The organism is Meiothermus granaticius NBRC 107808 (genome assembly GCF_003574355.1).
In the GTDB taxonomy this organism is placed as follows: Bacteria; Deinococcota; Deinococci; order Deinococcales; family Thermaceae; genus Meiothermus; species Meiothermus granaticius.
This window is the reverse complement of sequence record NZ_QWLB01000041.1, coordinates 1-23,410: the sequence shown is the minus strand read 5'-3', so window position 1 is coordinate 23,410 and position 23,410 is coordinate 1. Positions and strand designations below refer to the sequence as shown.

Below are 23,410 nucleotides of genomic sequence, written 5' to 3'. Positions count from 1 at the left end.
AGCCAGGCTCGGTGTTCCCTCTTCCTCCCCAAGCAGGGATAATCTCGGTAGCATGCAACCGGTCTTGCTTGGAATAGACTTTGGCACCAGCTCGGCTCGAGCCGCTACGATACAGGCTGAAACCGGCGGTCTCCTATCCTCCGGGGTAGCCCCTTACCCAAACGGCACCTACACCGCAACCCGTCCCTTGCTTGACCAGATTGCGCTGCCCGCCCACTGGGCCCTGCAGGACGCGCGAGACTACCTGGCCGCGCTGGAAGAGGCGGTTCGGGCTTGTCTGGCCAACCTTGAAGGCCCCTATGAGGTCTTGGCGATCGGTGTGGACTTCACCTCCTGCACCATTCTGCCCACCGACGGCCGACTGAGGCCCCTGCATACCCTGCCGGAGTTTTCAGACCGTCCCCATGCCTACGTGAAGCTCTGGAAACACCATTCCGCAGCCCCTCAGGCCCAGCGGTTAAATGAGCTGCCCCTGCCCCACGGAAGGACCTCTTCAGAATGGGTGTTTGCCAAGGGCCTCGAGCTCTTCCAGCAAGACCCCCATGTTTTCGAACATGCCGCCCGATGGATCGAAGCCGGAGACTGGGTGGTTTCAAACCTGGTAGGACAGGAGGTGCGCAGCCTCTGCCAGGCAGGCTACAAGGCCCACTGGAGGGGGGAGTATCCTCAGGCCGCTTTGCTGGAAAGGGCCGCCCCGGGCTTCTCGGCCATCTTGGAGAAGCTGGCCCCGCCCCTGACCGGGTCCAAGCTGGCCGGGGGTCTGAGCGCGCCGTGGGCCGAGCGGCTGGGGCTCCAGGCCGGCACACCGGTAGCCACGGCCCTGATTGACTGCCACACCTCCACCTACCCGCTGCGGGGCTTTGAACCAGGGGTTCTGATCTCCAACCTGGGCACCTCGGCCTGTCATGTCTCCAGCTTGCCCTCGGCCACCCCGCTGCCCGGGATGATCGGCGGGGTGGAAGGAGGGATCGCTGAGGGATACTGGACCGCGGAGTTCGGTCAACCGGCCCTGGGGGATGGGTTGGCCTGGCTGGCCCGACTCACGGGGGCCAGCGTAGCTGAACTCGAGGCCGAGGCCCGCAGCGAGGCTCCCCATCCGGCCCTGGCCGCGCTGGATTGGTGGAATGGCTCCAGAAGTCCCCTGCAAAACGAGGGCCTCCGGGGGGTTTTCTGGGGGGTGGATCTCGAGGTCTCCAGGGGTCAACTCTACCGGGCCATGGTGGAGGCGGCAACCTGTGGCATTCGCCTCATCACCGAGGGGCATGCGGCCGCAGGGGTCCCGTTGAAGCGCATCCGCACCGCCGGGGGGGTCGCCGAGCAACGCGGGCTGCTCCTGGAGCGGATTGCCACCGCGACCGGGCTACCCCTCGAGGTATCGCGGCAACCCCACGTCAGCGCCCGTGGAGCCGCCATTCACGCCAGCGTGGCCGCCGGGCTGTTTGCCCACGGCCATGAAGCCTCGACGGCCCTGGGGGATCCGCAGGTGGTGGTGGTGGAGCCCTCGGGGCAGGTTGATGAACGCCTCGAGCAGTTGTTCGCCCTCTACCAGCGAATTCACCGGGCCGAGGACCTCATCGGGTGGCTTGGGTACGGCTTGTCGGCACAAATCTAACATCATCACACATACTCCCGCTCAAATGTTAGAAGTTGTTGACTTTTGACCTGGGCCCGGTATATGATCCCACCAGAACAGACAACCGGTGGAAGCAGGGGGCTGTAGCCCGAGATTCGCAGGGTGGGAGAGGAAATGCTGGCTGAAGAACGGCGTCACAACCTTTTGAGCGTGATCGCTGAGCGGGGTCGGGCCCGGATCTCGGATCTGGCCCGGCTGTTCAACGTCTCTGAGATGACCGTTCACCGTGATCTGCAGGTCTTAGAGGCCCAGGGTCTGGTGCGCAAGCTGCACGGTGGGGTAGCCCTGGCGGGGGTTCAGGAGACCCCTTACCGCGAGCGCATGGTCCAGCAGCACCAGCAAAAACGGGCCATCGCGGAGGCCGCGGTGCGGCTGATCCGGCCGGGCGATACGCTCTACCTCTCGCCGGGAACCACCACCACCGAGATCGCCCGGCGGCTGCCGCAAAAAGACCTCACGATCGTGACCAACAGCCTGCCCATCGCGCAGGAGCTGATGCATACCACTGAGCTCGAGGTCATCCTGACCGGGGGTTCGATCCGGCGGCACGCCGAGGCGTTGGTGGGCCCGGCGGCAGAGGCCAGCCTGGCCCAGATGTTCATCCACCTGGCCTTCATGGGGATCACCGGGATGGACCCCGAGGGTGGGCTTACGGTCTACTCCGAGACCGAGGCCAGGGTGTTGCAGGCAGTGCTGCGGGCCTCGCGCAAAACCATCCTGGTGGCCGACAGCAGCAAGTGGGGAAGGGTCATGGGGCCAAGGGTCGGGGCCTTGGAGCGGGTCCACGGTCTGATCAGCGACACCGCCTTGCCCGCAGCCGCGGTGGAGTATCTCGAGGCCCATGATGTACAGGTGACGCGGGTGGAAGCCCCCGAGGTGCAAGCATGAAGGCCTTGCTCATAGATGGGCCGGGAAGGCTTCGCCTGGGGGAGTTCGAGGATCCCACCCCCCGTGAAGGGCGGCTGCGCCTGCGGGTGCAGGCGGTGACGGTCTGCGGTTCGGATCTGCACTACTACAAAGAGGGCGGGATCGGCAGCGCGGTGGTGCGGGAGCCCTTCGTGATGGGGCATGAGTTCTCGGCGCGCATTGACGACGACGAAGGGGAACGCTATGGCCTGCCCAGGGGCACCCTGGTCGCGGTAGATCCCGCGGAGTTCTGTGGTCACTGCGAATGGTGCAGGAGCGGCCACCCCAACCTGTGTCCCAATGTGCGCTTTGCCGGCTCACCACCGGTACCCGGAGCCCTGCGGGAATTCTTCTGGGCCAAGCCGGAGACCCTGTTCACGCTGCCCGCAGGCTTTGACGCCGTGGACGCGGCCCTGCTCGAGCCCCTGGGTATCGCCATTCACGGGGTGGATCTAGCCAAGATTCGGCTGGGCGCGAGCGTGGGCGTCGTGGGGGCGGGGGCCATTGGCCTGTACCTGATGCAGGTGGCCCGGGTGGCGGGGGCGGGAGAAATCCATGTGCTCGAGCCCCTGGAATACCGCCGCCGCAAGGCTTTGGAGCTGGGCGCGGATGCCGTTCATGCCACCCCAGAAGCCCTGCTGGAGGCCACCCAGGGGCGTGGGGTGGATGTGGTGCTAGAAGCCACCGACCAGCCCCAAGGCCCCGAAGATGCCTGCACCGTAGCCCGGATTGGCGGAAAGGTGATCCTGGTGGGGATCCCCGACGGTGATCGCTTCACCCTCACGGCTTCACAGGTGCGGCGCAAGGGCCTGACCCTCAAGCTCTCCCGTCGCATGGGGCACGTGTATCCCCGGGCCATCTGGCTCGCCGCCTCCGGCAAGGTCAACCTGAAGGCGGTGGCCACCCACTCCTTTCCCCTCGAGCAAGCCCCCCAGGCCTTCGCGTTGCAGCTCCAGCGAAGCGATGGGGTGATCAAATCGGTCATCCACATGGATCCCGCGAGCCGCTAGCACTGGCGGGAGAAGTGTAGATGGAAAAGGTGTCAATCTGCGAGGAGGTAAACCATGAGACTGTGGAGGTTTCTGGCAACCCTAGGGCTAACAGCCTGGTTCGCTGGGGTGGCAACCGCTCAGCAATGGAGCTTGGCCGAGGCGGCTAAGCCTTATGCGGGAACCACCATCAAGGCCATCTTCCTGGATCGGCCCGGCTACAAGGCCGCGGCCAAGTTGATCCCGGAGTTCGAAAAGATCACCGGGATCAAAGTGACCAACGAGGTGATCCCCTACGAAAACACCCGGGAGAAAATCGTCCTCGATATGACCGCTCAGGGGGGCGATTACGATGTGGTGCTGGTAGACGTGGTCTGGATCGGTGAGTTCGCCTCCAACGGCTGGCTGGTGCCGATGGAGAAGTTCTACAACGACCCCAAGCTGGCCGACCCAGCCCTCAACCTGAAGGGCTTCTTCCCTATCCTGCTGGACTCCTTTGGCACTTGGGACAAGAAGATATACGGCCTGCCCTTTGACAACTACGCCGGGCTGCTCTTCTACAACAAGTGCATGCTGGAGAAAGCCGGCTTCAAGCGCCCACCCGCAACCTGGGATGAGCTGCTCAAGGTCTATGCCCCCAAGCTGACCGACCCCAAGCAGGGCATCTATGCCTTTGCCCTGCAGTCTCGCCGCGGTGAGACCCAGAGCGCCGACAGCTTCATGCGGATGCTGTGGCCTTTTGGAGGGTCGCTGATTGACCCCAAAACCTTCGAGCCCAACCTGCTCTCCCCCGGTTCCCAGAAGGGGCTTCAGTTCCGTCAGGACCTGATGAAGTACATGCCCCCCGGGATTGTGGACTACGACCACAACGAAGCGGTCAACGCCTTGGCCCAGGGTAAGGTGGCCATGATCACCGAGTGGAGCGCCTTCAACGGCACCTTGACCGACCCCAAGTCCTCGAAAATTGTGAACTGCCTAGGGGTGAGCACCGAACCCGCCGGACCCGCAGGGATCAAGGGGGCCTTGGGTGGTTTTAGCTACGGGGTCAACGCCTACAGCCCCCCCGAGCGTCAGGCCGCGGCTTGGCTTTTCATCCAGTGGATCACCTCCGAGGCCAAAGCCAAGGACTACATTCGGGCTGGCGGTGTTTCCGCCCGCATGAGCGCTTACAAGGACCCGGCCATTCAGAAAGCCTATCCCTTCACCGTACCCATGGTTAAGGCCTGGGAGCAGGGCAACCCCATCTTCCGGCCCCGCTTCCCCGAGTGGCCTGCCATCTCCGAGATCATCGCCCAGATCGGTACCGAGATGATGCTGGGTAAGGTGTCGGTCAAGGACGGAGCGGCCCAGATCAACGCCAAGGTCAAAGAGATCCTGAGCAAAGCGGGCTACTACGACGGCAAAAAGCCCAAGCTACAGTAGGCCAGCCCGGATGGGAAAGGCCCAGCGCCTTTCCCATCCTTCCCCATTCACCCAGAAGGAGGTTGCGTGAGTGGCTTCAAGAGCATGGCTATACAGGCCCTGGGGGAGATCCGGAGTGTGCTCGAGCGGATGCCCGAGCACGCACTTGACCCGCTGTTGGATGAATTGCTGCAGGCCCGGCGCATCGCCACCTACGGCGTAGGCCGAGAGGGGCTGATGATGAAAGCCCTGTGCATGCGCCTCTTCCACCTGGGGCTGGATGCCCATGTGGTGGGCGATATGACCACCCCCCCACTGGGCCAAGGAGATCTCTTGCTGGTCAGCGCCGGGCCAGGCTACTTCTCCACCGTGGATGCGCTGGTTGGGGTTGCCCGCCAAGCCGGGGCCCGCACGGGATGCATCACCGCCCAGCCGGAGGGTCCAACCCCCCAGCGATGCGACCTGGTGATCCACCTTCCGGCCCAAACCATGGCCAACGACCAGGCGGCTGCGGCCTCGATCCTTCCTATGGGCAGCCTCTACGAGGCGGTACAGCTCGTGGTGTTCGACCTGGTCTCGATCCTCTTGCGAGAGCGCCTGGGACAAACCCCTGCCCAGATGCGCTCGAGGCACACCAACCTCGAGTAAACCTCAGACTATGTGGTCTACCCGCACACGAAACTGGTTTCTGGCCCCAACGGTCCTCACTCTGCTGGTGATCGGCATCTTCCCCCTACTCTTCGCCCTCAACATCTCGCTGCGGCAATACCAGATCACCAATCCAGGGCTGGGCTTTGGATGGAATAATTTTGCCAACTATGTGACGGTGCTCAGCGATAGCTATTTTTGGGGGTCCCTGGGGCGCACCTTTTTCTTTTTGGCCCTCACCCTTCCAGTGCAGTTTATTTTAGGCTTGCTGATCGCGCTGATACTCCATCGCCAGGAATGGCCCTTCCTGCGAGCGGTGGCCCGGGTAGCCCTGGTGATTCCGCTGGCCACCACCCCGGCAGTGGTGGGACTGATTGGCCGGTTGATGTTTGACAGCGACTTTGGGCTGGCCAACTGGATCGTCACCCTGTTTGGAGCGGGCAAGATCAGTTTCCTGGGCGATCCCAACCTGGCCCTTTTCTCCTTGGCAGTGATGGACACCTGGCAGTGGACCCCGTTTTTTGCCCTGGTGTTGCTGGCCAGTCTGACCGCGGTTCCACAAGACGCGGTGGAGGCTGCCACCCTCGAGACCACCCGGCGCTGGGATCTGTTCCGCTATGTGGAGTGGCCTTATCTGCTGCCCGGCCTAACCGCGGTGCTGATCTTGCGCACCGCCGATACCATGAAGCTGTTTGACCTGATTTTTGTGATGACCCGGGGTGGCCCCGGCACCGCTACCGAGCTGATTAGCGTATACACCCAACGCATCGGATTTCGGGTCTTTGACCAGGGTGTGGCAGCGGCCATGGCCATCCTTTCGCTGATCGTGACCATCATCCTGGCCCGCTGGTACATCCGCATCTTCTATCGGGAGGCCGAGTGATGTCGCAAGGAGTCCGCTCAACCCCCCGCCGGAAGCATCTCTGGCACTGGTTGGTTGGCCTTTTGCTCTTGGGGATCATCGTCCTCACCCTCTTCCCCTTTTTGTGGATGGTTGCCGCTTCGCTCAAGTCGCGCGCAGATGTGCTGGCCTTCCCGCCGGTGTGGGTGTTTAGCCCCACCCTGGACAACTACCAAAAAGCCCTCTCCCGGGTAGACGTGATTCGTTCCCTGGTTAACTCGATTTTCATCGCAACCACCTCAACCGGGCTGGCCCTGCTGATCGGAACCTCAGCCGCTTATGCCCTGGCCCGCTGGGACTGGAGGGGCAAACGCGATTTATGGTTTTGGATCATCTCCAACCGCTTCATGTCACCGATCGTGCTGGCCCTGCCATTCTTCCTGATGGCCCGCGCGCTGGGTGCTTTGGATAACCCCTGGACTTTGGTGGCTATCTACCTCACCTTCAACATCCCCATCGTGGTCTGGATTGTGATGGACCAGATTCGGAACGTGCCCCGCGATCTGGACGAAGCCGCTATTGTGGATGGGGCCACCCCTTTTCAAGCCTTCTTCCGGGTGGTGTTGCCCCTGGCCCTGCCGGGGGTGGTGGTTTCGGCGATTCTGTGCTTCATCTTCAGTTGGAACGAGCTGCTTTACGCCCTGGTGCTCACGCGCTCGGCATCTCGAACCGCACCGGTGGCGGCCACATCGTTTATGAGCGGCTATGATCTGCCCTGGGGCGAGATCATGGCCACCGGCACCATGATCGTCCTCCCGGTGATCGTCTTTGCCATGCTGGTCTCGAGGCATCTGGTGCGAGGCCTCACCCTGGGAGCGGTCAAGTAGGAGCGCCTATGAACCCGATCGGTATCAACCTCAGCTTCGCGGTCAAGCGCTGGGTGGAGCCAGAGGCCTGGACAACCCTGGTCGAGCGGATGGGGTTACAGATGGTGCAGTTTTCCTTCGACCTGATTGACCCCTTTTGGCCTCCCAACCTACGCACTCCCCTAGCCAGATCCCACGCCCAAGCCGCAAAAGCCCATGCCATGGAGATCCACAGTGCGTTTGTGGGGCTGGCCTGCTACACCTACAACAACCTCCTTCACCCCCTGCCCGAGGGCCGCGAGGCCGCCCGGCAGTGGTGGAGGGGCGCTATGGAGGTGGCGGTGGAGCTCGGTACAAAGCGGGTCGGCGGCCCCTTAGGGGGGCTCTCCGTAGGGGATCAGCGAAATCCCCTGATCCGGAAAGAGCGGCTGCTGGGGCTCCAGCAAGACCTACGGGAGCTGCTCGAGTATGCCCGGGGCTTGGGAATACAGGAGTTCCTGATCGAACCCACCCCCCTACCCCGCGAGACCCCACTAACCCCCGAGGAGGCCCAGCAGCTGCTGGCAGAACTCGAGGCTCCCATTCCGGTAACCCTCTGCATCGACATTGGACACGCCCTATACCGCCCGATCTACGGCCAAGGGGCCCGCCTCGAGCCCTGGCTTGCGCTGGGGCAGAGCATCGGTCTGCTCCATCTGCAGCAAACCGACGGCCTGAGCGACTCGCACTGGGGCTTCCATGACCGCCGGGGCATAGTGGACCTGGCTCAGGTGAAGCGGGCTCTCGAGGGTTCGGGCCAGGGGCAGTTGCCCGTAATTTTAGAGGTCTTCTACCCCTTTGAGGCCAGCGACGAGTATGTCGAGCGAGACATTTTGGCCAGCATAGAAAGCGTTATTCAGGCTTGGAGCTAACCCACTTCCCAAGCTCTGCTCCTGGGCCGAGGCCTCCAGCTTGGCCCTCCCGCTGGGCATTGCTGCTATCGTCAGGTCAAGATCCGCTGTGCTGATTGACAAGGGCAGGTTGAGGGTATATGCTTCGTTTACAAAAACGATTTCGGAAACGTTTTTACAGCATCCTAAACAGGCTCTTGTGAGGATGGGTGTTTATGAACGAACGGGTCTCGATCCAGGATGTGGCTGAGCTAGCAGGCGTAGCGGTCAGTACGGTCTCGAGGGTACTCAACAACTATCCGGACGTGTCAGAAGAAACACGCTCCAAGGTGGAGCACGCCGTCCAACACCTGGGCTACCGCCCCAACAATGCTGCACGCATTTTTCGCACCGGTAGAACCCAGTCCGTGGCGGTGATTTTGCCGATGATCGGCACCGACTTTTATAACCGCCTCATCAACGGCATTGATCAAGCCTTAGCCCTGCACGACTACGATGCGGGTCTATTTCCCTTGCTAAGCCCTCGCCGGCTCGAGCGCTATCGCAACCCCTCAGCCCCGCCATACCACGCGGATGGTTTGATTCTGGCTTCCCTTAACCCTGATCGGCTCTTTGAAGGCGGGAAGCTTCCGGCGGACTTACCCGCAGTTTTGGTGGATATTGCCCATCCCGCCTACGACAGTGTAACCGTGGATCATGTCAGGGGAGGCTATCTCGCTGGTAAGCACCTCCTCGAGCGCCCCGCCCCTACCTACGTAATCCTGGTTGAGGAACGCTTCGATACCCCATTTGCCAGCGGGGTTTTCCGCGAGCGCCTCGAGGGCTTCCAGCAAGCCTTGGAGGAAGACTCAGTAAGTTTGCCCAAGGAACACATCATCACCGTCGAGTTCAGTTGGGATGGCGGACGCTTGGCTGCTAAAGAGCTGCTCAAACGGTTGGACGGCCCAGCCAATATATTCGCCACCTGTGACCTGCTGGCGCAGGGGCTGATGGATGAATTTGCCCATAAAGGCCTCCCGGTCGGCAGCGAAGTACGTCTGGTGGGCTATGACGATCAGCCCTGGGCCGAAGCCTATGGTCTTTCCACAGTTCGCCAACCGATTGAGTCCATGGGAGGGTTGGCAGCCAACCTGCTCCTCAAGCGCATCAAGCGTCCCTCAAGTGAAACCGTTCATCGCTTGCTCCATCCTCGCTTGGTCATTCGAGATTCCACGTCGAGAGGAAGGTGATCCGCAGAAATAGCAATGCTGGCTCCGTAGAAGCAACCAGAACAGAAGTTTCGCCAAAGAACCATGGAGGTAAGCATGAAAGCAAGCTGGCTCAAGGCAATCGTCATTACGACTGTAGTGCTGCTCGGCCTAAGTATGGCGCAGAAGCTGACCTTCTGGCATTACTGGGATGGGGCCAACGGACAAGTTCTGCAGGGCCTCATCGAGCGCTACCAGAAGGAGCACCCCGGCGTCACCATCGAGGCGGTATTTGTACCCGGCGGAGAACTGCTAACCAAACTGCAAACGGCTATTACTGCCAAGCAAACCCCTATCATGGCCATCTCCGACCTCGTGGCCATGCCCTTGCTAACCCAGAGCGGGTCTCTAGCGCCACTCGACGACTTCATCCGACAGAGCAACCTAAACCTCGCCGACTACTTCCCCGGCCCCCTGGTCTACGGGATGTACCAGGGTAAACGCTATAGCTTGCCGGTGAGTGCTTCTGATCTCGGGCTGTTCTGGAATAAAAACCTCTTCCGTCAAGCTGGGCTCGACCCCAACCGCCCCCCACGCAACTGGGATGAGCTTTTGAGGTATGCTAAGCAGATCAAGGAAAAAACCGGCAAATGGGGGATTGAACTCTTCACCCAGGGCGGGGAGGGCACTACCTGGCAAACTCAGGTGTACTTCTGGGGCGCAGGAGCCGAGTTCCTGAACGCCAACAACACCGCTCCGGCTTTCAACTCACCCCAAGGGGTGCGGGCCCTGCAGTTTCTGGTGGACCTGGCGCAGAAGGACAAGGTAGCGCCCATAGCCCCGTGGGGTCTCTTCGGGCGCGGCGAGGCCGCGATGGTGATGGACGGTTCCTGGATGACCCAGTTCTTCCCACAGCAGGTCAACTTTGAGCTGGGCTCGGCTCCCTTCCCATATCCGGCCGGAGGGCGGCCAGCCACCAACATGGGCGGCGAACAGATCTTCATCTTCCAGAACGCCGACGCGGCCACGGCCAAAGCCGCCTGGGACTTCATCAACTGGTTCAGCAGCACGCCCGTGCAGGTCGAGTGGGATCGCGGAACCGGCTTCCTGCCGGTGCGCCGCTCGGTGGCCAACGACCCGGCCTACCGGGCCTGGGTGAGCAACGCCCGCCCCCTCATGCGCCCTTTCGTAGACTCGATGGCCTTTGCCCGGCCCCGCCCCCCGGTGGCCCGCTATCCTCAGATCTCGGACATCTTCGCCAAGTACGTGCAAGAAGCCCTGTTGGGGCGGCTAAGCCCCAAGGATGCGCTCGAGCGCGCCGCACAGGAAGTTGCACCGCTGCTGCGCTAGGGCAAAGGGGGACTTGATGAACGGGGTACGCCTTCAGCCAACCAGCACCGCTGTCCACCGAGGTTGGAGGCGTACCCTGGGCGAGTTACCGTCAGCCCTGCTCTTCCTGCTGCCCACGGTGGCCGTGCTGGGCACCTTCAACTTCTACCCGGCCCTCTACTCGCTCTATCTCTCGCTGTTTGAGTGGAATGGGCTTTCCCCGCACCGGGAATTTGTAGGTCTGGCCAACTACACCAGGCTGCTGGCCTCTGGAGAGTTCTGGAACTCATTGCGCGTCACCCTGCTTTACGCAGGCGGGGTGACCCTTTTAGCGCTGGCCCTCGGCCTTTTGGTTGCCGTGCTGCTCAATCAGCCCATCCGGGGGCAGGCCCTGTATCGGGTGCTCTACTTCTTACCGGTGATTACCCCTACTGTGGCCAGCGGGGTGGTGTGGAAGTACCTCTTCGATCCGACTCAGGGGGTGGTGAACCGGGGGCTTGCGGAGGTGGGCCTCGAGGGGCCCTCCTGGCTCAGCGACCCCTCCTGGGCCCTGGTGGCTGTGATCGTGGTTGGGGTATGGAAGCGGGTGGGCTTCAACATGGTGGTCTACCTGGCGGCTCTGCAGGGGATCCCCAAGACCTACTATGAAGCGGCCCAACTGGATGGGGCGGACTCCTGGCAGCAATTCCGCCACATCACGCTACCTCTGCTAGCTCCAACCACCTTCTTCCTGGTGGTTACAGCCCTGATTGATGCCTTCCAGGTCTTCGATCTGGTCTATGTGATGACCTCGGGGGGACCCCTGGGAAGCACCGATGTGCTGGGCTACTACCTCTACCGGCAGGGCTTTCGCTATAGCGAGCTGGGCTTCGCCTCAGCGGTGGCCTACGTGATGTTTGCCCTGATCTTCTTGGTTACGGTGATCCAGTTCCGCTTGACTCGAGGAGGGCAGGACGATGCCTAAGCCTTGGAAAGCCGTGCTGATCCACCTGTTGCTGGCGGGTGGGGCCTTCCTCTCGGCCATGCCCTTTTTGTGGATGCTCACCACCGCCCTCAAGCCTGAGAGTGCGCTATACCAGCCACCCCTGCTGTTCCCAGTGCATTTTGAGTGGGAGAACTTCGCCAAAGCCTGGCAGGCCGCGCCCTTTCCCCGCTTCTTCCTCAACAGTGCAGTGATGACGGTGGGAATCGTCCTCGCCCAGACCCTCTTATCGGCCATGGCCGGTTACGCCTTCGCCCGGATGCGCTTCGTGGGGCGCGACCTGCTGTTCTTCGGGGTGCTGGGCACCATGATGATTCCCTTCCCGGTGACGCTCATCCCCAGCTTCCTGGTGGTAAACGCTCTGGGCTGGATTGATACCTACAACGCCCTGATTATCCCGCGGGCAGTCTCGGCTTTTGCGATCTTCCTCTTCCGCCAGTTTTTCCTCTCGCTGCCGAGGGAACTCGAGGAAGCCGCCCTTATAGACGGCGCCGGACGCCTGACGATTTTTTTCCGCATCGTGCTGCCCCTGTCCACCCCGGTGATGGCGGCCAACGCCATCTTCTCCTTCCTCTTCGCTTGGAACGATTTTCTCTGGCCGCTGATCGTGACCAACTCACCGGACATGCGCACCGTGCAGGTGGGCCTGGCCATGTTCCAGGGGCAGTACGGGGTTTTCTGGACGTTGCTCAGTGCAGCCGCCACCATCGTTACCCTGCCAGCCGTCTTGGCCTTCCTGGCCGCACAGCGGCAGTTCATCGCCGGGATCACCAACACCGGTCTCAAGGAGTAGCATCGTGCTGATCCCCGACTGGGTTAAAGACGCCATCTTTTACCAGATCTTTCCCGAGCGCTTCAAGAACGGCAACCCCGCCAACGACCCCCCCGGCACCGAGCCCTGGGGGGCGGCCCCCACCCGCGACAACTTCTTTGGGGGGGACCTCGAGGGTGTCATCGAGGGCCTGGAGTACATCGCAGACCTGGGGTGCAACGCGCTCTACCTGACCCCCATCTTCAAGGCCGCCACCAACCACAAGTACGACACCTACGACTATTTTCAGATTGACCCCCACTTCGGAGACGAAGCCACCTTTGACCGGCTGGTGCGAGAGGTCAAGAAGCGGGACATGCGGCTGGTGCTCGACGGGGTGTTCAACCACTGCGGCATGGGCTTCGCGCCCTTCAGGGACGTGCTCGAGAAGGGCGAGCGCTCACCCTACCGCGACTGGTTCACGCCCTACGGCTTCCCCCTGCAGCCGGAGCTACCCAACTACGCCACCTGCGGCGGGGTGGGCTGGCTGCCCCGGCTCAACACCCGTAATCCCGAGGTTGAAGCCTTCGTGCGTGAGGTGGTGCTGTACTGGCTGGGGCGCGGTACCGATGGCTGGCGTATGGACGTGGCCTATGAGATTGAGACCCCTTTTTGGCAACGACTGCGGCAGGCGGTGAAGGTGCGTTACCCCGAAGCCTACCTGGTAGCCGAGGAGTGGCGCGACCCCTGGTCTTTCTTGCAAGGTGACACTTTCGACGGGGTGATGCACTACCGCTTGCGGGAGCTGCTCTTCGACTTCTTCCTCAAGAACGCCCTGGCCGCCGACAGCTTCGCCCGCGCCCTCACCCTGCTGCGCGAGCGGCTGCCCGAGGGTTCGGAGTGGGGGATGCTGACCCTCCTGGGCAGCCACGACACCCCGCGTGCTCTTACCGAGTGCGGTGGAGACCCTAAAGTCGCACAGCTTCTCTTCACCTTCCTTCTCACCTACCCCGGTGCCCCCATGCTCTACTACGGCGACGAGAACGGAATGGAGGGCGGCAACGACCCCGACTGCCGCCGGTCGATGATCTGGCAGCCGAAGGGTTGGAAGCCAGAGATTCGAGCCAGCGTGCGTCAACTGCTGGCCCTGCGCCGGGCCCATCCCGTGCTGCGACGGGGCGCGTTCGAGGTGGCCCACGCCGAGGACCGGGTGTTCAGCTTCTACCGAGTTTTAGGGGATGAACGGGTGCTGGTGGTGCTCAACAACACCCGGGTACCCTGTGAACTTGCTTTACCAGTTAGCTTTTCTGAAGGAACTCACCTCTTTGATGCCTTGGGTTACGAGGAGTTCACTGTACGGAATGGATATGTTCACTTTTCTCGGCTTGAGCCCCTGAGGAGCTGGGTTTTGCTGAGGAGTGTCTGACCCCCTTTCCCCTTCACCCACCCCCAGGTCAGGCGAAGCCTGATGGGGACTTATCAAGGTCTGAAGCAAGGGCAGTTTTCGCTGCGGCATGACCCAGGCCCGTCTGCGCTGGATCAGCAAAGATAAACACACTCTAAAACCCCCAAAACCTGTCCTAAGGATGCTGAGCTGAACGCAGTCTGCTAGCCCCCCGACACTGGGCCAGGGCCGAACAGACCGTTCCCATCAGCCGACAGACCTACCACTTTGTAGCCTGGAAGGGTTCAGACGAGTCCCTCGAGCATGCCTGTCTCGAGGTCCAGCGCGCGCTGGCGGATCGCATCGCTCGCAAACAGCGCGGTGAAAAACTGAGCCGCTACCCCAAGGATGGCGCGCCCTTGCGCGAGGAGGTACTCGGGCAGATTTACAACCCCAGCGGCGAACGCATTGGCGACGAGGACGAAAAGTCGCTGGCCTGAGCAACATAGTGTTTGGGGAGGATGCGGTATGCAGCCGGGAAAGATGTTTGGGCTAGTGTACCTATGGGACGTGGTTCTAAGCCTATTGTGCCTTAGAAGCACTCGATGTTTGGCTCAGTCAGAAATACACTTTGCTTAGGATCTTTCAATTTTCCTGATAAGAGCCTGCCCTCTTGATACTTAATGCCCTTCTACCCGCCGGTCTATGATGTGAATATCGATGTCATGGGTCAGATAAATCAGTCGCTGGATGATTGACAGGCGGAAGAAATTGCGCCAAGTAGGGTTGGAGTTTTCGCCCAGGACAAGTTGGGTGATGCCGTGCTCCTTAGCAAAATCTGCCAGTGCCCCGGCGACGTCGCGACCCTCGAGGCGATAAAAGTGGCCCTCGAGGCTCTCGGTGATGATTCGGTGGCTATCCAGTACTCGCTCCTCCTCACGGGAGAGGCGGCGATTCCTCACATACACCACGTACAGCTCGCCCCGCATCCGCCTGGCCATGCGGGCGCCGCGGCGGATGAGCAAGACGTCTTTGGGACTCGGGGTCACCGCCACGGCGATGCGCTCCTTGATGGCCGGGGAGTCTTCCCCTGCTGAGGCATCCTCCTCGACCTTATCCGCCACACTGCGCAGGGCCAGCTCACGCAACACGGCCAGGTTCTCCACCGTAAAGAAGTTGGCCAGGGCCTGCTCGATCTTGGTCTTGGGATAGATCTTGCCCGCCTGGAGCCGCTCTTGCAGCACCTCTGGGGTCACGTCCACCAGGATCACCTCATCAGCATCCAGCAGTACTCGGTCGGGTACGCGCTCTTTTACCTGTACTCCGGTGAGGCGAGCTACCAGGTCGTTTAATGACTCCAGGTGTTGGATGTTCATAGTGGAGATCACACTGATCCCCGCTTGCAACAGCTCCTCCACATCCTGATAGCGCTTAGCATTCTTGGAGCTGGGGGCGTTGGTGTGAGCCAGCTCGTCCACCAACACCAACGCCGGGCGGCGCTCGAGCAGCCCCTCCAGGTCCATTTCTGAGAGGGTCACCCCTTTGTACTCCAGCTGCTTGCGCGGGAAGATGGGCAGACCCTCGGCCATCCGGGCGGTGTCGGCCCGCCCGTGGGTCTCAAGGTAGCCCACCACCGCATCCACACCAGCCTCGAGGCGCTCGCGCAAATCCTGCAGTGCTCGGTAGGTCTTACCCACCCCGGCGGCGGCCCCTACGTAGATCTTGTGACGACCCCGACCGCCCTTCAGGATGGCCTCGAGCAACTGCTGGGGGTCGGGCAGCCCTTCCACAAACCTCAGCGTAGCCCATCCAGGGCCAGGTTGAGCTCGAGGACATTCACCCTGGGCTCACCCAGCAGGCCGAACTGGCGTGGACGGATGTGCTCGCGAATGAGCTGGCGCACCCGCTCCAGGGGGATTCCTCGGGCTTTTGCCACCCGCGCCGCCTGCAGCTGGGTGTTGGCCAGAGAGATATCTGGGTCCAGGCCAGACCCCGAGGCCGTGACCGCGTCCACGGGGACCGGCACCCCATCCCCCAAACCGTTCTCCTGTCGATACTGCCGCACCCTTTCCTGCACAGCCTGGATCAGCCTGGCGTTGGTCGGGCCCAGGTTGCTGCCACTGCTTTGCGCAGCGTTGTAGGACTCTGGAGAGGTAGCGCTGGGCCGTGGGTGGAAGTAACGGGGCGAGGTGAAGGCTTGGCCAATCAGCCTCGAGCCAACCACCTTCCCCTCCTTCCTCAAGAGGCTGCCTTGGGCCTGATAGGGGAAGAGGACATGGGCCACCGCAGTGGTCAGCAGCGGATAAGCCAGCCCGGTCAATAGCCAAAGGAGCAGCGTGATCATCAATGCTGGCCGCCAAAGAGAGGCCAGAGGGGTCTCGGGTAACGGGCGCATACACACCTCCTAAAAGGTCTTTCCTGCAAGCATCTGTAGGTGCTCCACAATGGGCCCCAGAGCTAGGGCCGGGAAAAAAGTAAGGCCCCCCACTATGAGGATCACCAGCACCAGCACACCGCCAAACAGCCCGGTCTCGGTAGAAAAACTCCCGGCGGTCTGCGGCAAAGAGCGCTTGGCGGCTAGCGATCCAGCTACAGCGAGCATGGGCAAGAGGGTCAGGAAGCGGCCAAAGAGCATAGCCAGGCCAAGGGTGGTGTTATAGAAGGGCGTGTTGGCATTGAGTCCAGCGAAGGCCGAACCGTTGTTGGCGGTACCCGAGGTGTAGGCGTAGAGCACCTCGCTGAACCCGTGCGCTCCGGGATTGCCCAGACTACTGAGCGCACCGGGCCAGACCAGGGCCAGCGCGGTGAACCCCAGGATGCTCGCCGGGTGGGCCAGCAAGGCCAACGTGGTGAGGGAGACCTCTTTGGCCTCGAGCTTCTTCCCCAAAAACTCCGGGGTACGCCCAACCATCAGACCGATGATAAACACCGCCAGGATCACATACTGAACGAGGTTAATGAACCCAACTCCTTCCCCGCCGAACACCACGTTGAGCATCATCTGCGCCAGGGGGACCAGGCCGCCCAGGGGGGTGAGGGAGTCGTGCATGGCATTCACCGATCCGGTGGTGGCGGCGGTGGTGGTGGTGATGAAGAGGCTGGTCTGAGCGATACCGAAGCGAAGCTCCTTCCCCTCCAGATTCCCGCCGCTTTGTCCAGCGGTGAGGCTTTGATCTGCGCCAACTTTGCTGAGTAGGGGGTTACCCCGTTGCTCAGCGGTGTAGACCAGGGCTAAAAATCCGACAAACAGAACCAGAAAGGTGCCAAAGAACAACCAGCCCTGCCGCCTGCGGACCAGCATGCTGCCGAAGGTGTACGTAAGGGCTGAGGGGATGAGGAGCATCGCCAGGATATGCAGTGCGTTGGTGAGGGGGGTGGGGTTCTCGTAGGGATGGGCGGCGTTAGTGTTGAAAAACCCGCCTCCGTTGGTGCCTATGTGCTTGATGGACTCGAGGCTGGCCACCGGCCCCAGCACGATCTGCTGCGGGGCTCCTTCCAGGGTAGTGGCCAGCACCCCGGCGCTCAGGGTCTGCGGCACGCCCTGCTGCACATAGACCACGGCCAGCACAAAGCTCAGCGGCAACAGCACCCGGTAGGTCACCCGGGTGAGGTCCACCCAGAAATTGCCGATCGCGGCGAATCCCGCGCGGCTCAGGGCGCGGATGAAAGCCCCCCCGGCAGCCAGACCTGTGGCGGCGCTGACGAACATCAGGAAGGTGATCACCGCCATCTGGCTAAAGTTGGAAAGGCTGGTCTCTCCGGCGTAGCTTTGCCAGTTGGTATTGGTCACGAAGGAGGCGGCAGTGTTAAAAGCTAGGTCGGGGCTTTGCGGGGGCAAGTGGCCGGGGTTGAGAGGGAGCCACCCCTGCAAGCGCAACAGGAGATAGCCCAGCAGCATCATGAGGAGATTGGTCAGCACCAGCGCCGAGGCGTAGCGCTGCCAGGACATCTTTTCCACAGGGTCAATCCCCAGCAGGCGATAGGTGAGGCGCTCGAGGGCCCAGTGCCCGGGCAAGGTGAACACCCTAGCCAGATACCCCCCCACCAAAGCCGCTAGTCCAGTCATGAGTATGAGCACTATCAGTATCTGTACGACGCCGGCCAACATACATCCTCCTAGTCCCGAATTTGCTCCATTCCGTAGACGTACAGAAGAAAAAGAGCAAAACAGAGCAGGGTCAGCAAAACATAGGCGAGATCCAGCATCCTAACCCCTCACAAGCGACTTATCCCGACCAAGATCAGGTCGATGAGTTTGATGCCGATGAAGGGCACGACTACCCCTCCCAAGCCGTAGATCAACAGGTTGCGCCATAACAGGGCATCAGCCCCTATAGGCCGGTAACTCACCCCTCGCAAAGCCAGGGGGATGAGCAAGGGAATGATGAGGGCGTTGAAGATCACCGCCGAGAGGATAGCGCTTTGCGGGGTGGCCAGGCGCATAATGTTGAGAGCCTGTAGCTCAGGGTAAGCCCCCACAAAGATCGCGGGGAGGATGGCGAAGAACTTGGCCACGTCGTTGGCTACGGAAAAGGTGGTGAGTGCTCCACGGGTGATGAGAAGTTGCTTACCGATCTCCACCACCTCCAAGAGCTTGGTGGGGTCAGAGTCCAGGTCAATCATGTTGGCGGCCTCTTTGGCGGCCTGGGTGCCTGAGTTCATGGCCAGCCCCACGTCGGCCTGAGCCAAGGCCGGAGCATCGTTGGTGCCGTCGCCCATCATCGCCACCAGGTGGCCTTTGGTCTGCTCCTCATGGATTAGGCGTAGCTTGTCCTCCGGTTTGGCCTCTGCAATGTAATCATCCACACCGGCTTCCTTGGCAATGGCTTGAGCTGTAAGCGGGTTGTCACCGGTAATCATCACCGTGCGCAAACCCATCCGCCGCAGTTGGGCAAAGCGCTCGCGGATTCCCGATTTCACGATGTCTGAAAGGGCCACTACCCCCAAGACCCGTTCGTTCTCCGCTACCACCAGTGGGGTAGCCCCCCGGCGGGCCACCTCCTCTACCCGCAGGGTCAAGTCTGGGGGAACCGGGTTCCCCGCCTGTCGCGCCAGCTCGGCGATGCGGTCCGAGGCTCCTTTACGTAGACGTATCCCACCAGGCAGATCGGTCCCGGACATACGGGTCTGAGCGGTGAACTCGAGGCCCTTCGATCCTGCCAATGAGGCCTCCTCCAACTGGGCCCCCTGCTCGCGGGCCAACCGCACGATGCTCTTGCCCTCGGGGGTGGTGTCGTGAAGTGAGGCGGCTAAAGCCGCCCAGGCCAGCCGCTCCCGGCCTACCCCCTGCACTGGAATGAACTCGGTAGCCTGACGGTCCCCTAAGGTGATGGTTCCGGTCTTGTCCAGCAATAGGGTGTCGATATCCCCCGCGACCTCCACTGCTCGGCCCGACTTAGCGATCACGTTAGCCCTGAGAGCCCGATCCATCCCGGCAATACCGATGGCCGAGAGCAGCCCACCGATGGTGGTAGGGATCAGGCATACCAACAAGGCCACCAGTGTGGTCAGGCTGATTCCCTGGCCGGCGTAAAGACTAAAGGGCAGGAGGGTGATGGTAACAATCAGAAAAATGGCCGTGAGGGCTGCCAGTAAAACGGTAAGGGCAATCTCGTTAGGGGTCTTCTGGCGGGCTGCACCTTCCACCAGGCCGATCATCCGGTCTAAGAAACTCTCACCAGGATTGGAGGTTACCTCTAGCACGATCTGCCCGGTGAGTACCCGGGTCCCGGCGGTGATTCCGTTGAAGTCGCTGCCCGCTTCGCGTACTACCGGGGCTGACTCCCCGGTGATGGCCGACTCGTCCACAATGGCCAACCCCTCGATCACCTCGCCGTCGGCGGGGATGAACTGCCCCTCCCCTACCCGCACTCGATCGCCACGGCGAAGGACGGTGCTAGAGACCTCTTCTACCCCATCCTCGGTCAGGCGTAAAGCCTTGAGGTCAGCCCGGGCTGCACGCAGGCTCTGGGCCTGGGCCCGGCCCCGGGCCTCGGCCAAAGCCTCGGCAAAGTTAGCAAAGAGCAGTGTGAGCAACAACAGAACAAAAATCGCAGCTCCATAAGCAAACTGCGAAGGCTGAGTGAGGGCCGAGCGAACCGTGAGGTAAAGTACCACCACGGTTCCCACCTCCACTACAAACATCACCGGGTTTTTCGCCATGAGACGGGGATTAAGCTTGCGAAAGGCTTCCTTCAGAGCCTGGCGTGACAGCTCGGGGTCAAAGAGGCCTCTTGAGCGCTCCAGATTACGCGGACGCTGAGATTTGGGCAAAAGGGTTGACATGTTAGAACCTCTTGGGGGCAATAATCACATAGACCAGGTAGACCAGAAGTGCCAAGGAGATGATGCCTATAAGCGCATATTCAATCGGCGACACACTCCACCTCCTCCGCCCAGGCTAGACCCTGCCCACTTTGCCGCGACAGCCGCCGGGAGGCGGCCAGGATCGGTCATCTGACCGATCCCCCGGGCCGTCTGGCCTCTGGGTCTTTGGCTCACCGCGGCGCAGAATGAGGCCAGGCTCCCGGTATGGCGCTCGCCCTTCCTAAGCCCGGTCTCGAGTCCGCCCCACAGTTACGGGGTGTCGTTGCGCGATCGGGTCGAGGCTTCGCTCTCTGGAAAGGGGCGTTGCGCTTTGAGGGACCTTACCTCTTGTCTGGCCTGTGGCAAGCCCTCCAGAAGCAGGCCTGGCAGAGGTTGGAGGGTCCACCCAAGAAGGCTCGGTGGCGGGGTCTGGTGGTTCTGGATCTGCCCCGGGGGGCAGCTCACTGGGGGTAGGCCGGTCAAGTGTACGCCTTGCCCAGAAAGGGGGTCTTGGAAGTGCTGGTGGTGGTTGTGTGAGGCCGGGAACTATACTGGTTTCGATGCGTGCTCTGGCGCTGATCAGCGCCCTCTTAATCGGTGGGGTGTTCTTGGCCGATGTGATGACCCCACAAGCTTTGGTGGTGGCTATTCTTTACAACGTACCCATTGCTCTGACCGCCCTGGCTTTCTCTCCTCGCTTCACTGCCACCATGACCTTCTTAGCGCTGCTGGCAAACCTGGGGGCGGGGATCCTAAACGCGCAGCAAGGAGGCGGGCTGGACGCTACCGCTATCCTAAACCGCTCGCTCACCGCGCTCTCGTTCTTTCTGGTAGCCCTGTTGAGCTTGCAAGCTGCCCAGTCCTCGGGCCGTCTGGCTGAAGTGCGCCTCGAGGAGCGCCGTACTAAGCGCGAGCGGCAACTGCGCCAACTCGTCGAGGACCTCTCCGGACCGCTCACCCCTGCCGAACTCCTCGAGCGATCTGCCCTGGTATTGCGCAACTTCCTCGAGGCCGACGCCGCAGCCGTCGTTCCTCTAAAGGGAAGGGAGTGGGGACCACGGGTGTACGCTACCCCTAAAGGCTGGGCAACCCCAGAGGAGGTTCCCTCCGCCAGCCAGAAACCGGTACGGCAGCTGATTCTCTCTGGGCGGATTTTCCTCTGTGGCCAGATCCGCCCCGACCTCTTGCTCCTACTTGAGAACATACGGCTCGAGGGCGCAGTCCCTTTCCTCTCCGAACTCATCCCCGCACTACAGGCCCTTTTGGGTAAAGCTGAACTCTTTGCCCGCCTGCAGCGTCAGCAAACTGAGCTAACCCACCGCAATGGCGTTATCCGTGACCTCATCTACGCCTTCTCCCACGACCTACGCACCCCGCTCCTAGCGAACGCGATGAACATGCGGCTGGCTTTGGAAGGAGCTTATGGCGAGCTATCGGAAGACTTCCGTAAAAATCTGAAGAACGGTCTCGAGGCCAACCAGGACCTGCTCGAGCTAGCCGATCAGCTTTTGCTGGTAGCCCGCTTCGAAAGTGGCGAGGATTCCCCACCCAAGGCCCTCCTGGACCTCGTGAAGCTGGTGCAAGAGGCCATAGAGCGTCTGAGCGGGCTTTGGAAGGAGCGAGGCTTGCAAGTGGAGGTATATACCCCTGAGCGTTTGGAGGTTGCTGGGAGGGAAGGGGAGCTCCGCCGACTGGTACAAAACCTCCTCGACAACGCCGCCCGCTTCGCTCCACCCGGAAGCCAGGTCGAGGTATGGTTGGAAGGGGAGAGGGGCCTGGCCACGCTCAGCGTTGCCGACCGGGGACCGGGCGTTCCTGCAGAAATCCGTGAGCGCCTCTTCACCCGCTTCTCCAGCAACCGTGCCGGGGGAGGCAAAGGCTTAGGCCTATATCTGGCTCGCCAAATCGCTGAGTCCCATGGAGGAAGTATCCGTTACCTTGAGCGCCCTGGCGGGGGCAGCCTCTTCCAGGTTGAGCTACCCTTATCTGATCGCTCGATAACAATCAACTCGGATGCAGTAGGGGTTAGTGAGTAAAATGCTCACTCGAGTGTTCATTGTCGAAGACCATGCCTTTACCCGTGATGGGCTACGGGTCGCCATCAATCGCGAACCCGATCTGCAGGTGGTGGGCGAAGGTAGGAGCGCCGAGGAGGGTATGGAGCAGCTTGCCTATACCCCTGCTGATGTGGTGCTCATGGACATCGGTCTGCCCGGCATGGACGGGATTGAGGCCACTCGGCAGATCAAGGAACGCTTTGGAGTACGGGTGGTGATGCTCACCGTACACCAGCTCGAGACCGAGGTGCTAGCCGCCATGACCGCAGGAGCGGATGCTTACTGCCTAAAGTCCTCTGATCCGGCCTCATTGTTGCTAGCCCTGCGGGCAGCTGCCATGGGATCCATTTACCTTGACCCTCAGATCGCCCATATTGTGCTGGGTCAGCTCAATGTACCAGGTGAAACTCAAGTTCAGCTTACGAAGCGTGAGCTCGAGGTATTGCGGTTAATTGCTGAAGGTTTATCCAACAAGCAAATCGCCCAAGACCTGGGCATCTCCCTGAGCACCGTGAAAACCCACGTGGAGGAGTTGTTAGCCAAGCTTTCCGTTTCCGACCGGACCCAAGCAGCCATCAGGGCATTGAGACAGGGTTTGTTATAGGCTCGAATCTCCCCATAGCTAACTCTAAATCTAAATACGTGTAGGACGCTCTAGCGACCTCCAGGCGGCCTCCCGGCGGGTTGGTAGGGGGAGACACCCGCACAAGCCCGGCACAGGACTAGCCCCTCCCCACGGACCTCCCTGCCATTCAGCACCTCCTCCCCACACCCCGCGCACACCGCCCGTTGGCTGGGCTTACCCACCAGCTCACCCACCCAGTCCAAGGAAGGCTCCCACTCCAGCCTAAACAGCTCCTCCGCCGAAAGCTCCTGGTAGGCCTCCATATAGGCATCCCACCGCCGCTGTCCCAGCCTCCGCCCCTGCTGCACCTGTTCCCGCAGCCCCGGCCGGGGGGCCAGCCGCATCCCCCGCAGGCTTTGGGTATCAACGAAGGTCGCGGCCACCCGTCCGTAGTCCAGCAAGCGCATAGTACGCCGCCCCAGCCAACACCCTGTGGCCACCGAGACCCCATCGGCAAAGCAGCCATCGGTCTCCACCACCACCAGCAAGCGTTTACCCTTCTGGGGCAGTTCCAGCCCCAGCAGCTCCCCCGCCCACACCCCCATCCGCACCCCCAGCACCTGGCGAGGGCAGAGGTGACGGTGCAGCTCTGAGCTTCGCCTCAGAAGTTCGGCT

General features: G+C 61.6%; 21 protein-coding genes. 15 read left to right on the top strand and 6 right to left on the bottom strand.

Annotated elements, in window-relative coordinates; genetic code table 11:
- Nucleotides 1-52 precede the first annotated feature (52 nt).
- The 13 genes from Mgrana_RS13190 to Mgrana_RS13130 all read left to right on the top strand — a co-directional run bounded on the left by Mgrana_RS13190 (nucleotide 53) and on the right by Mgrana_RS13130 (nucleotide 13,849).
- Nucleotides 53-1,612, top strand: a complete 1,560-nt coding sequence (locus Mgrana_RS13190; RefSeq protein ID WP_119358070.1) for an FGGY-family carbohydrate kinase — start codon at nucleotides 53-55, stop codon at nucleotides 1,610-1,612.
- Between the two features lie 135 nt (nucleotides 1,613-1,747).
- Nucleotides 1,748-2,521: a DeoR/GlpR family DNA-binding transcription regulator gene (locus tag Mgrana_RS13185; RefSeq protein WP_119358069.1), complete on the top strand. Its 774-nt coding sequence runs from the start codon at nucleotides 1,748-1,750 to the stop codon at nucleotides 2,519-2,521.
- Nucleotides 2,518-3,549 carry a zinc-dependent alcohol dehydrogenase gene (locus Mgrana_RS13180; RefSeq protein ID WP_119358068.1) on the top strand — a complete coding sequence of 344 codons (1,032 nt, stop codon included), beginning with the start codon at nucleotides 2,518-2,520 and terminating at the stop codon, nucleotides 3,547-3,549. Before Mgrana_RS13185 ends, Mgrana_RS13180 begins: the two co-directional genes overlap by 4 nt.
- A 54-nt stretch (nucleotides 3,550-3,603) precedes the next feature.
- Nucleotides 3,604-4,950: an ABC transporter substrate-binding protein gene (locus Mgrana_RS13175; RefSeq protein ID WP_119358067.1), complete on the top strand. Its 1,347-nt coding sequence runs from the start codon at nucleotides 3,604-3,606 to the stop codon at nucleotides 4,948-4,950.
- A gap of 66 nt (nucleotides 4,951-5,016) precedes the next feature.
- Nucleotides 5,017-5,577 carry an SIS domain-containing protein gene (locus Mgrana_RS13170; protein WP_206075094.1) on the top strand — a complete coding sequence of 187 codons (561 nt, stop codon included), beginning with the start codon at nucleotides 5,017-5,019 and terminating at the stop codon, nucleotides 5,575-5,577.
- A 10-nt stretch (nucleotides 5,578-5,587) separates the two neighbouring features.
- Nucleotides 5,588-6,460: a carbohydrate ABC transporter permease gene (locus tag Mgrana_RS13165; protein ID WP_119358066.1), complete on the top strand. Its 873-nt coding sequence runs from the start codon at nucleotides 5,588-5,590 to the stop codon at nucleotides 6,458-6,460.
- Nucleotides 6,460-7,305 carry a carbohydrate ABC transporter permease gene (locus Mgrana_RS13160; RefSeq protein WP_119358065.1) on the top strand — a complete coding sequence of 282 codons (846 nt, stop codon included), beginning with the start codon at nucleotides 6,460-6,462 and terminating at the stop codon, nucleotides 7,303-7,305. The genes Mgrana_RS13165 and Mgrana_RS13160 overlap by 1 nt, the downstream gene beginning before the upstream one ends.
- Nucleotides 7,306-7,313: 8 nt before the next feature.
- A complete protein-coding gene (locus Mgrana_RS13155; protein WP_119358064.1) occupies nucleotides 7,314-8,195 on the top strand; it encodes a sugar phosphate isomerase/epimerase family protein in 882 nt (293 codons plus the stop codon).
- Nucleotides 8,196-8,389: 194 nt separating this feature from the next.
- Entirely contained in the window at nucleotides 8,390-9,403 is a 1,014-nt protein-coding gene (locus tag Mgrana_RS13150) for a LacI family DNA-binding transcriptional regulator (protein WP_119358063.1), read from the top strand.
- A 75-nt stretch (nucleotides 9,404-9,478) separates the two neighbouring features.
- Nucleotides 9,479-10,711 (top strand): ABC transporter substrate-binding protein, encoded by a 1,233-nt coding sequence (locus Mgrana_RS13145; RefSeq protein WP_119358062.1) that lies wholly within the window; start codon nucleotides 9,479-9,481, stop codon nucleotides 10,709-10,711.
- A gap of 16 nt (nucleotides 10,712-10,727) precedes the next feature.
- On the top strand, nucleotides 10,728-11,654 hold the full coding sequence (locus tag Mgrana_RS13140) for a carbohydrate ABC transporter permease (protein WP_186813138.1): 927 nt from the start codon (nucleotides 10,728-10,730) through the stop codon (nucleotides 11,652-11,654).
- Nucleotides 11,647-12,465: a carbohydrate ABC transporter permease gene (locus Mgrana_RS13135; protein WP_119358061.1), complete on the top strand. Its 819-nt coding sequence runs from the start codon at nucleotides 11,647-11,649 to the stop codon at nucleotides 12,463-12,465. The genes Mgrana_RS13140 and Mgrana_RS13135 overlap by 8 nt, the downstream gene beginning before the upstream one ends.
- A gap of 4 nt (nucleotides 12,466-12,469) precedes the next feature.
- Nucleotides 12,470-13,849 (top strand): glycoside hydrolase family 13 protein, encoded by a 1,380-nt coding sequence (locus Mgrana_RS13130; RefSeq protein WP_119358060.1) that lies wholly within the window; start codon nucleotides 12,470-12,472, stop codon nucleotides 13,847-13,849.
- A 638-nt stretch (nucleotides 13,850-14,487) separates the two neighbouring features.
- Here the strand turns inward: Mgrana_RS13130 and Mgrana_RS13120 are convergent.
- The 5 genes from Mgrana_RS13120 to Mgrana_RS13100 all read right to left on the bottom strand — a co-directional run bounded on the left by Mgrana_RS13120 (nucleotide 14,488) and on the right by Mgrana_RS13100 (nucleotide 20,186).
- On the bottom strand, nucleotides 14,488-15,597 hold the full coding sequence (locus Mgrana_RS13120) for a sensor histidine kinase KdpD (RefSeq protein ID WP_206075093.1): 1,110 nt from the start codon (nucleotides 15,595-15,597) through the stop codon (nucleotides 14,488-14,490).
- 5 nt (nucleotides 15,598-15,602) lie between these two features.
- On the bottom strand, nucleotides 15,603-16,202 hold the full coding sequence (gene kdpC / locus Mgrana_RS13115) for a potassium-transporting ATPase subunit KdpC (RefSeq protein WP_119358058.1): 600 nt from the start codon (nucleotides 16,200-16,202) through the stop codon (nucleotides 15,603-15,605).
- 9 nt (nucleotides 16,203-16,211) lie between these two features.
- Nucleotides 16,212-17,915, bottom strand: coding sequence for a potassium-transporting ATPase subunit KdpA (gene kdpA / locus Mgrana_RS13110; protein ID WP_119358057.1), 1,704 nt, complete (start codon nucleotides 17,913-17,915; stop codon nucleotides 16,212-16,214).
- A gap of 107 nt (nucleotides 17,916-18,022) precedes the next feature.
- Complete coding sequence (gene kdpB, locus Mgrana_RS13105; RefSeq protein WP_119358056.1) at nucleotides 18,023-20,092, bottom strand: potassium-transporting ATPase subunit KdpB; 2,070 nt, start codon at nucleotides 20,090-20,092, stop codon at nucleotides 18,023-18,025.
- Nucleotide 20,093: 1 nt separating this feature from the next.
- Nucleotides 20,094-20,186, bottom strand: a complete 93-nt coding sequence (locus tag Mgrana_RS13100) for a potassium-transporting ATPase subunit F (RefSeq protein WP_119358055.1) — start codon at nucleotides 20,184-20,186, stop codon at nucleotides 20,094-20,096.
- Nucleotides 20,187-20,673: 487 nt separating this feature from the next.
- Here Mgrana_RS13100 and Mgrana_RS13090 point away from each other — a divergent pair, with 487 nt between their 5' ends.
- Both Mgrana_RS13090 and Mgrana_RS13085 read left to right on the top strand, forming a co-directional pair.
- Nucleotides 20,674-22,149 carry a sensor histidine kinase gene (locus tag Mgrana_RS13090; protein WP_240631373.1) on the top strand — a complete coding sequence of 492 codons (1,476 nt, stop codon included), beginning with the start codon at nucleotides 20,674-20,676 and terminating at the stop codon, nucleotides 22,147-22,149.
- Between the two features lies 1 nt (nucleotide 22,150).
- The gene (locus Mgrana_RS13085) at nucleotides 22,151-22,774 is read left to right on the top strand and encodes a response regulator (protein WP_119358052.1); all 624 of its coding nucleotides are present in this window, start codon (nucleotides 22,151-22,153) and stop codon (nucleotides 22,772-22,774) included.
- Nucleotides 22,775-22,824: 50 nt separating this feature from the next.
- Here Mgrana_RS13085 and Mgrana_RS13080 read toward each other — a convergent pair.
- A partial coding sequence (locus tag Mgrana_RS13080; RefSeq protein ID WP_119358051.1) for an FmdE family protein occupies nucleotides 22,825-23,410 on the bottom strand: 586 nt, incomplete at its 5' end.

What these genes read in the sequence shown, in the direction of transcription:
- Mgrana_RS13190 (WP_119358070.1), top strand. Translation starts at nt 53, where the DNA reads ATGCAACCGGTCTTGCTTGGAATAGACTTTGGCACCAGCTCGGCTCGA.
- Mgrana_RS13185 (WP_119358069.1), top strand. Translation starts at nt 1,748, where the DNA reads ATGCTGGCTGAAGAACGGCGTCACAACCTTTTGAGCGTGATCGCTGAG.
- Mgrana_RS13180 (WP_119358068.1), top strand. Translation starts at nt 2,518, where the DNA reads ATGAAGGCCTTGCTCATAGATGGGCCGGGAAGGCTTCGCCTGGGGGAG.
- Mgrana_RS13175 (WP_119358067.1), top strand. Translation starts at nt 3,604, where the DNA reads ATGAGACTGTGGAGGTTTCTGGCAACCCTAGGGCTAACAGCCTGGTTC.
- Mgrana_RS13165 (WP_119358066.1), top strand. Translation starts at nt 5,588, where the DNA reads ATGTGGTCTACCCGCACACGAAACTGGTTTCTGGCCCCAACGGTCCTC.
- Mgrana_RS13160 (WP_119358065.1), top strand. Translation starts at nt 6,460, where the DNA reads ATGTCGCAAGGAGTCCGCTCAACCCCCCGCCGGAAGCATCTCTGGCAC.
- Mgrana_RS13155 (WP_119358064.1), top strand. Translation starts at nt 7,314, where the DNA reads ATGAACCCGATCGGTATCAACCTCAGCTTCGCGGTCAAGCGCTGGGTG.
- Mgrana_RS13150 (WP_119358063.1), top strand. Translation starts at nt 8,390, where the DNA reads ATGAACGAACGGGTCTCGATCCAGGATGTGGCTGAGCTAGCAGGCGTA.
- Mgrana_RS13145 (WP_119358062.1), top strand. Translation starts at nt 9,479, where the DNA reads ATGAAAGCAAGCTGGCTCAAGGCAATCGTCATTACGACTGTAGTGCTG.
- Mgrana_RS13140 (WP_186813138.1), top strand. Translation starts at nt 10,728, where the DNA reads ATGAACGGGGTACGCCTTCAGCCAACCAGCACCGCTGTCCACCGAGGT.
- Mgrana_RS13135 (WP_119358061.1), top strand. Translation starts at nt 11,647, where the DNA reads ATGCCTAAGCCTTGGAAAGCCGTGCTGATCCACCTGTTGCTGGCGGGT.
- kdpC (WP_119358058.1), bottom strand. Translation starts at nt 16,202, where the DNA reads ATGCGCCCGTTACCCGAGACCCCTCTGGCCTCTCTTTGGCGGCCAGCA.
- kdpA (WP_119358057.1), bottom strand. Translation starts at nt 17,915, where the DNA reads ATGTTGGCCGGCGTCGTACAGATACTGATAGTGCTCATACTCATGACT.
- kdpB (WP_119358056.1), bottom strand. Translation starts at nt 20,092, where the DNA reads ATGTCAACCCTTTTGCCCAAATCTCAGCGTCCGCGTAATCTGGAGCGC.
- Mgrana_RS13090 (WP_240631373.1), top strand. Translation starts at nt 20,674, where the DNA reads ATGCGTGCTCTGGCGCTGATCAGCGCCCTCTTAATCGGTGGGGTGTTC.
- Mgrana_RS13085 (WP_119358052.1), top strand. Translation starts at nt 22,151, where the DNA reads ATGCTCACTCGAGTGTTCATTGTCGAAGACCATGCCTTTACCCGTGAT.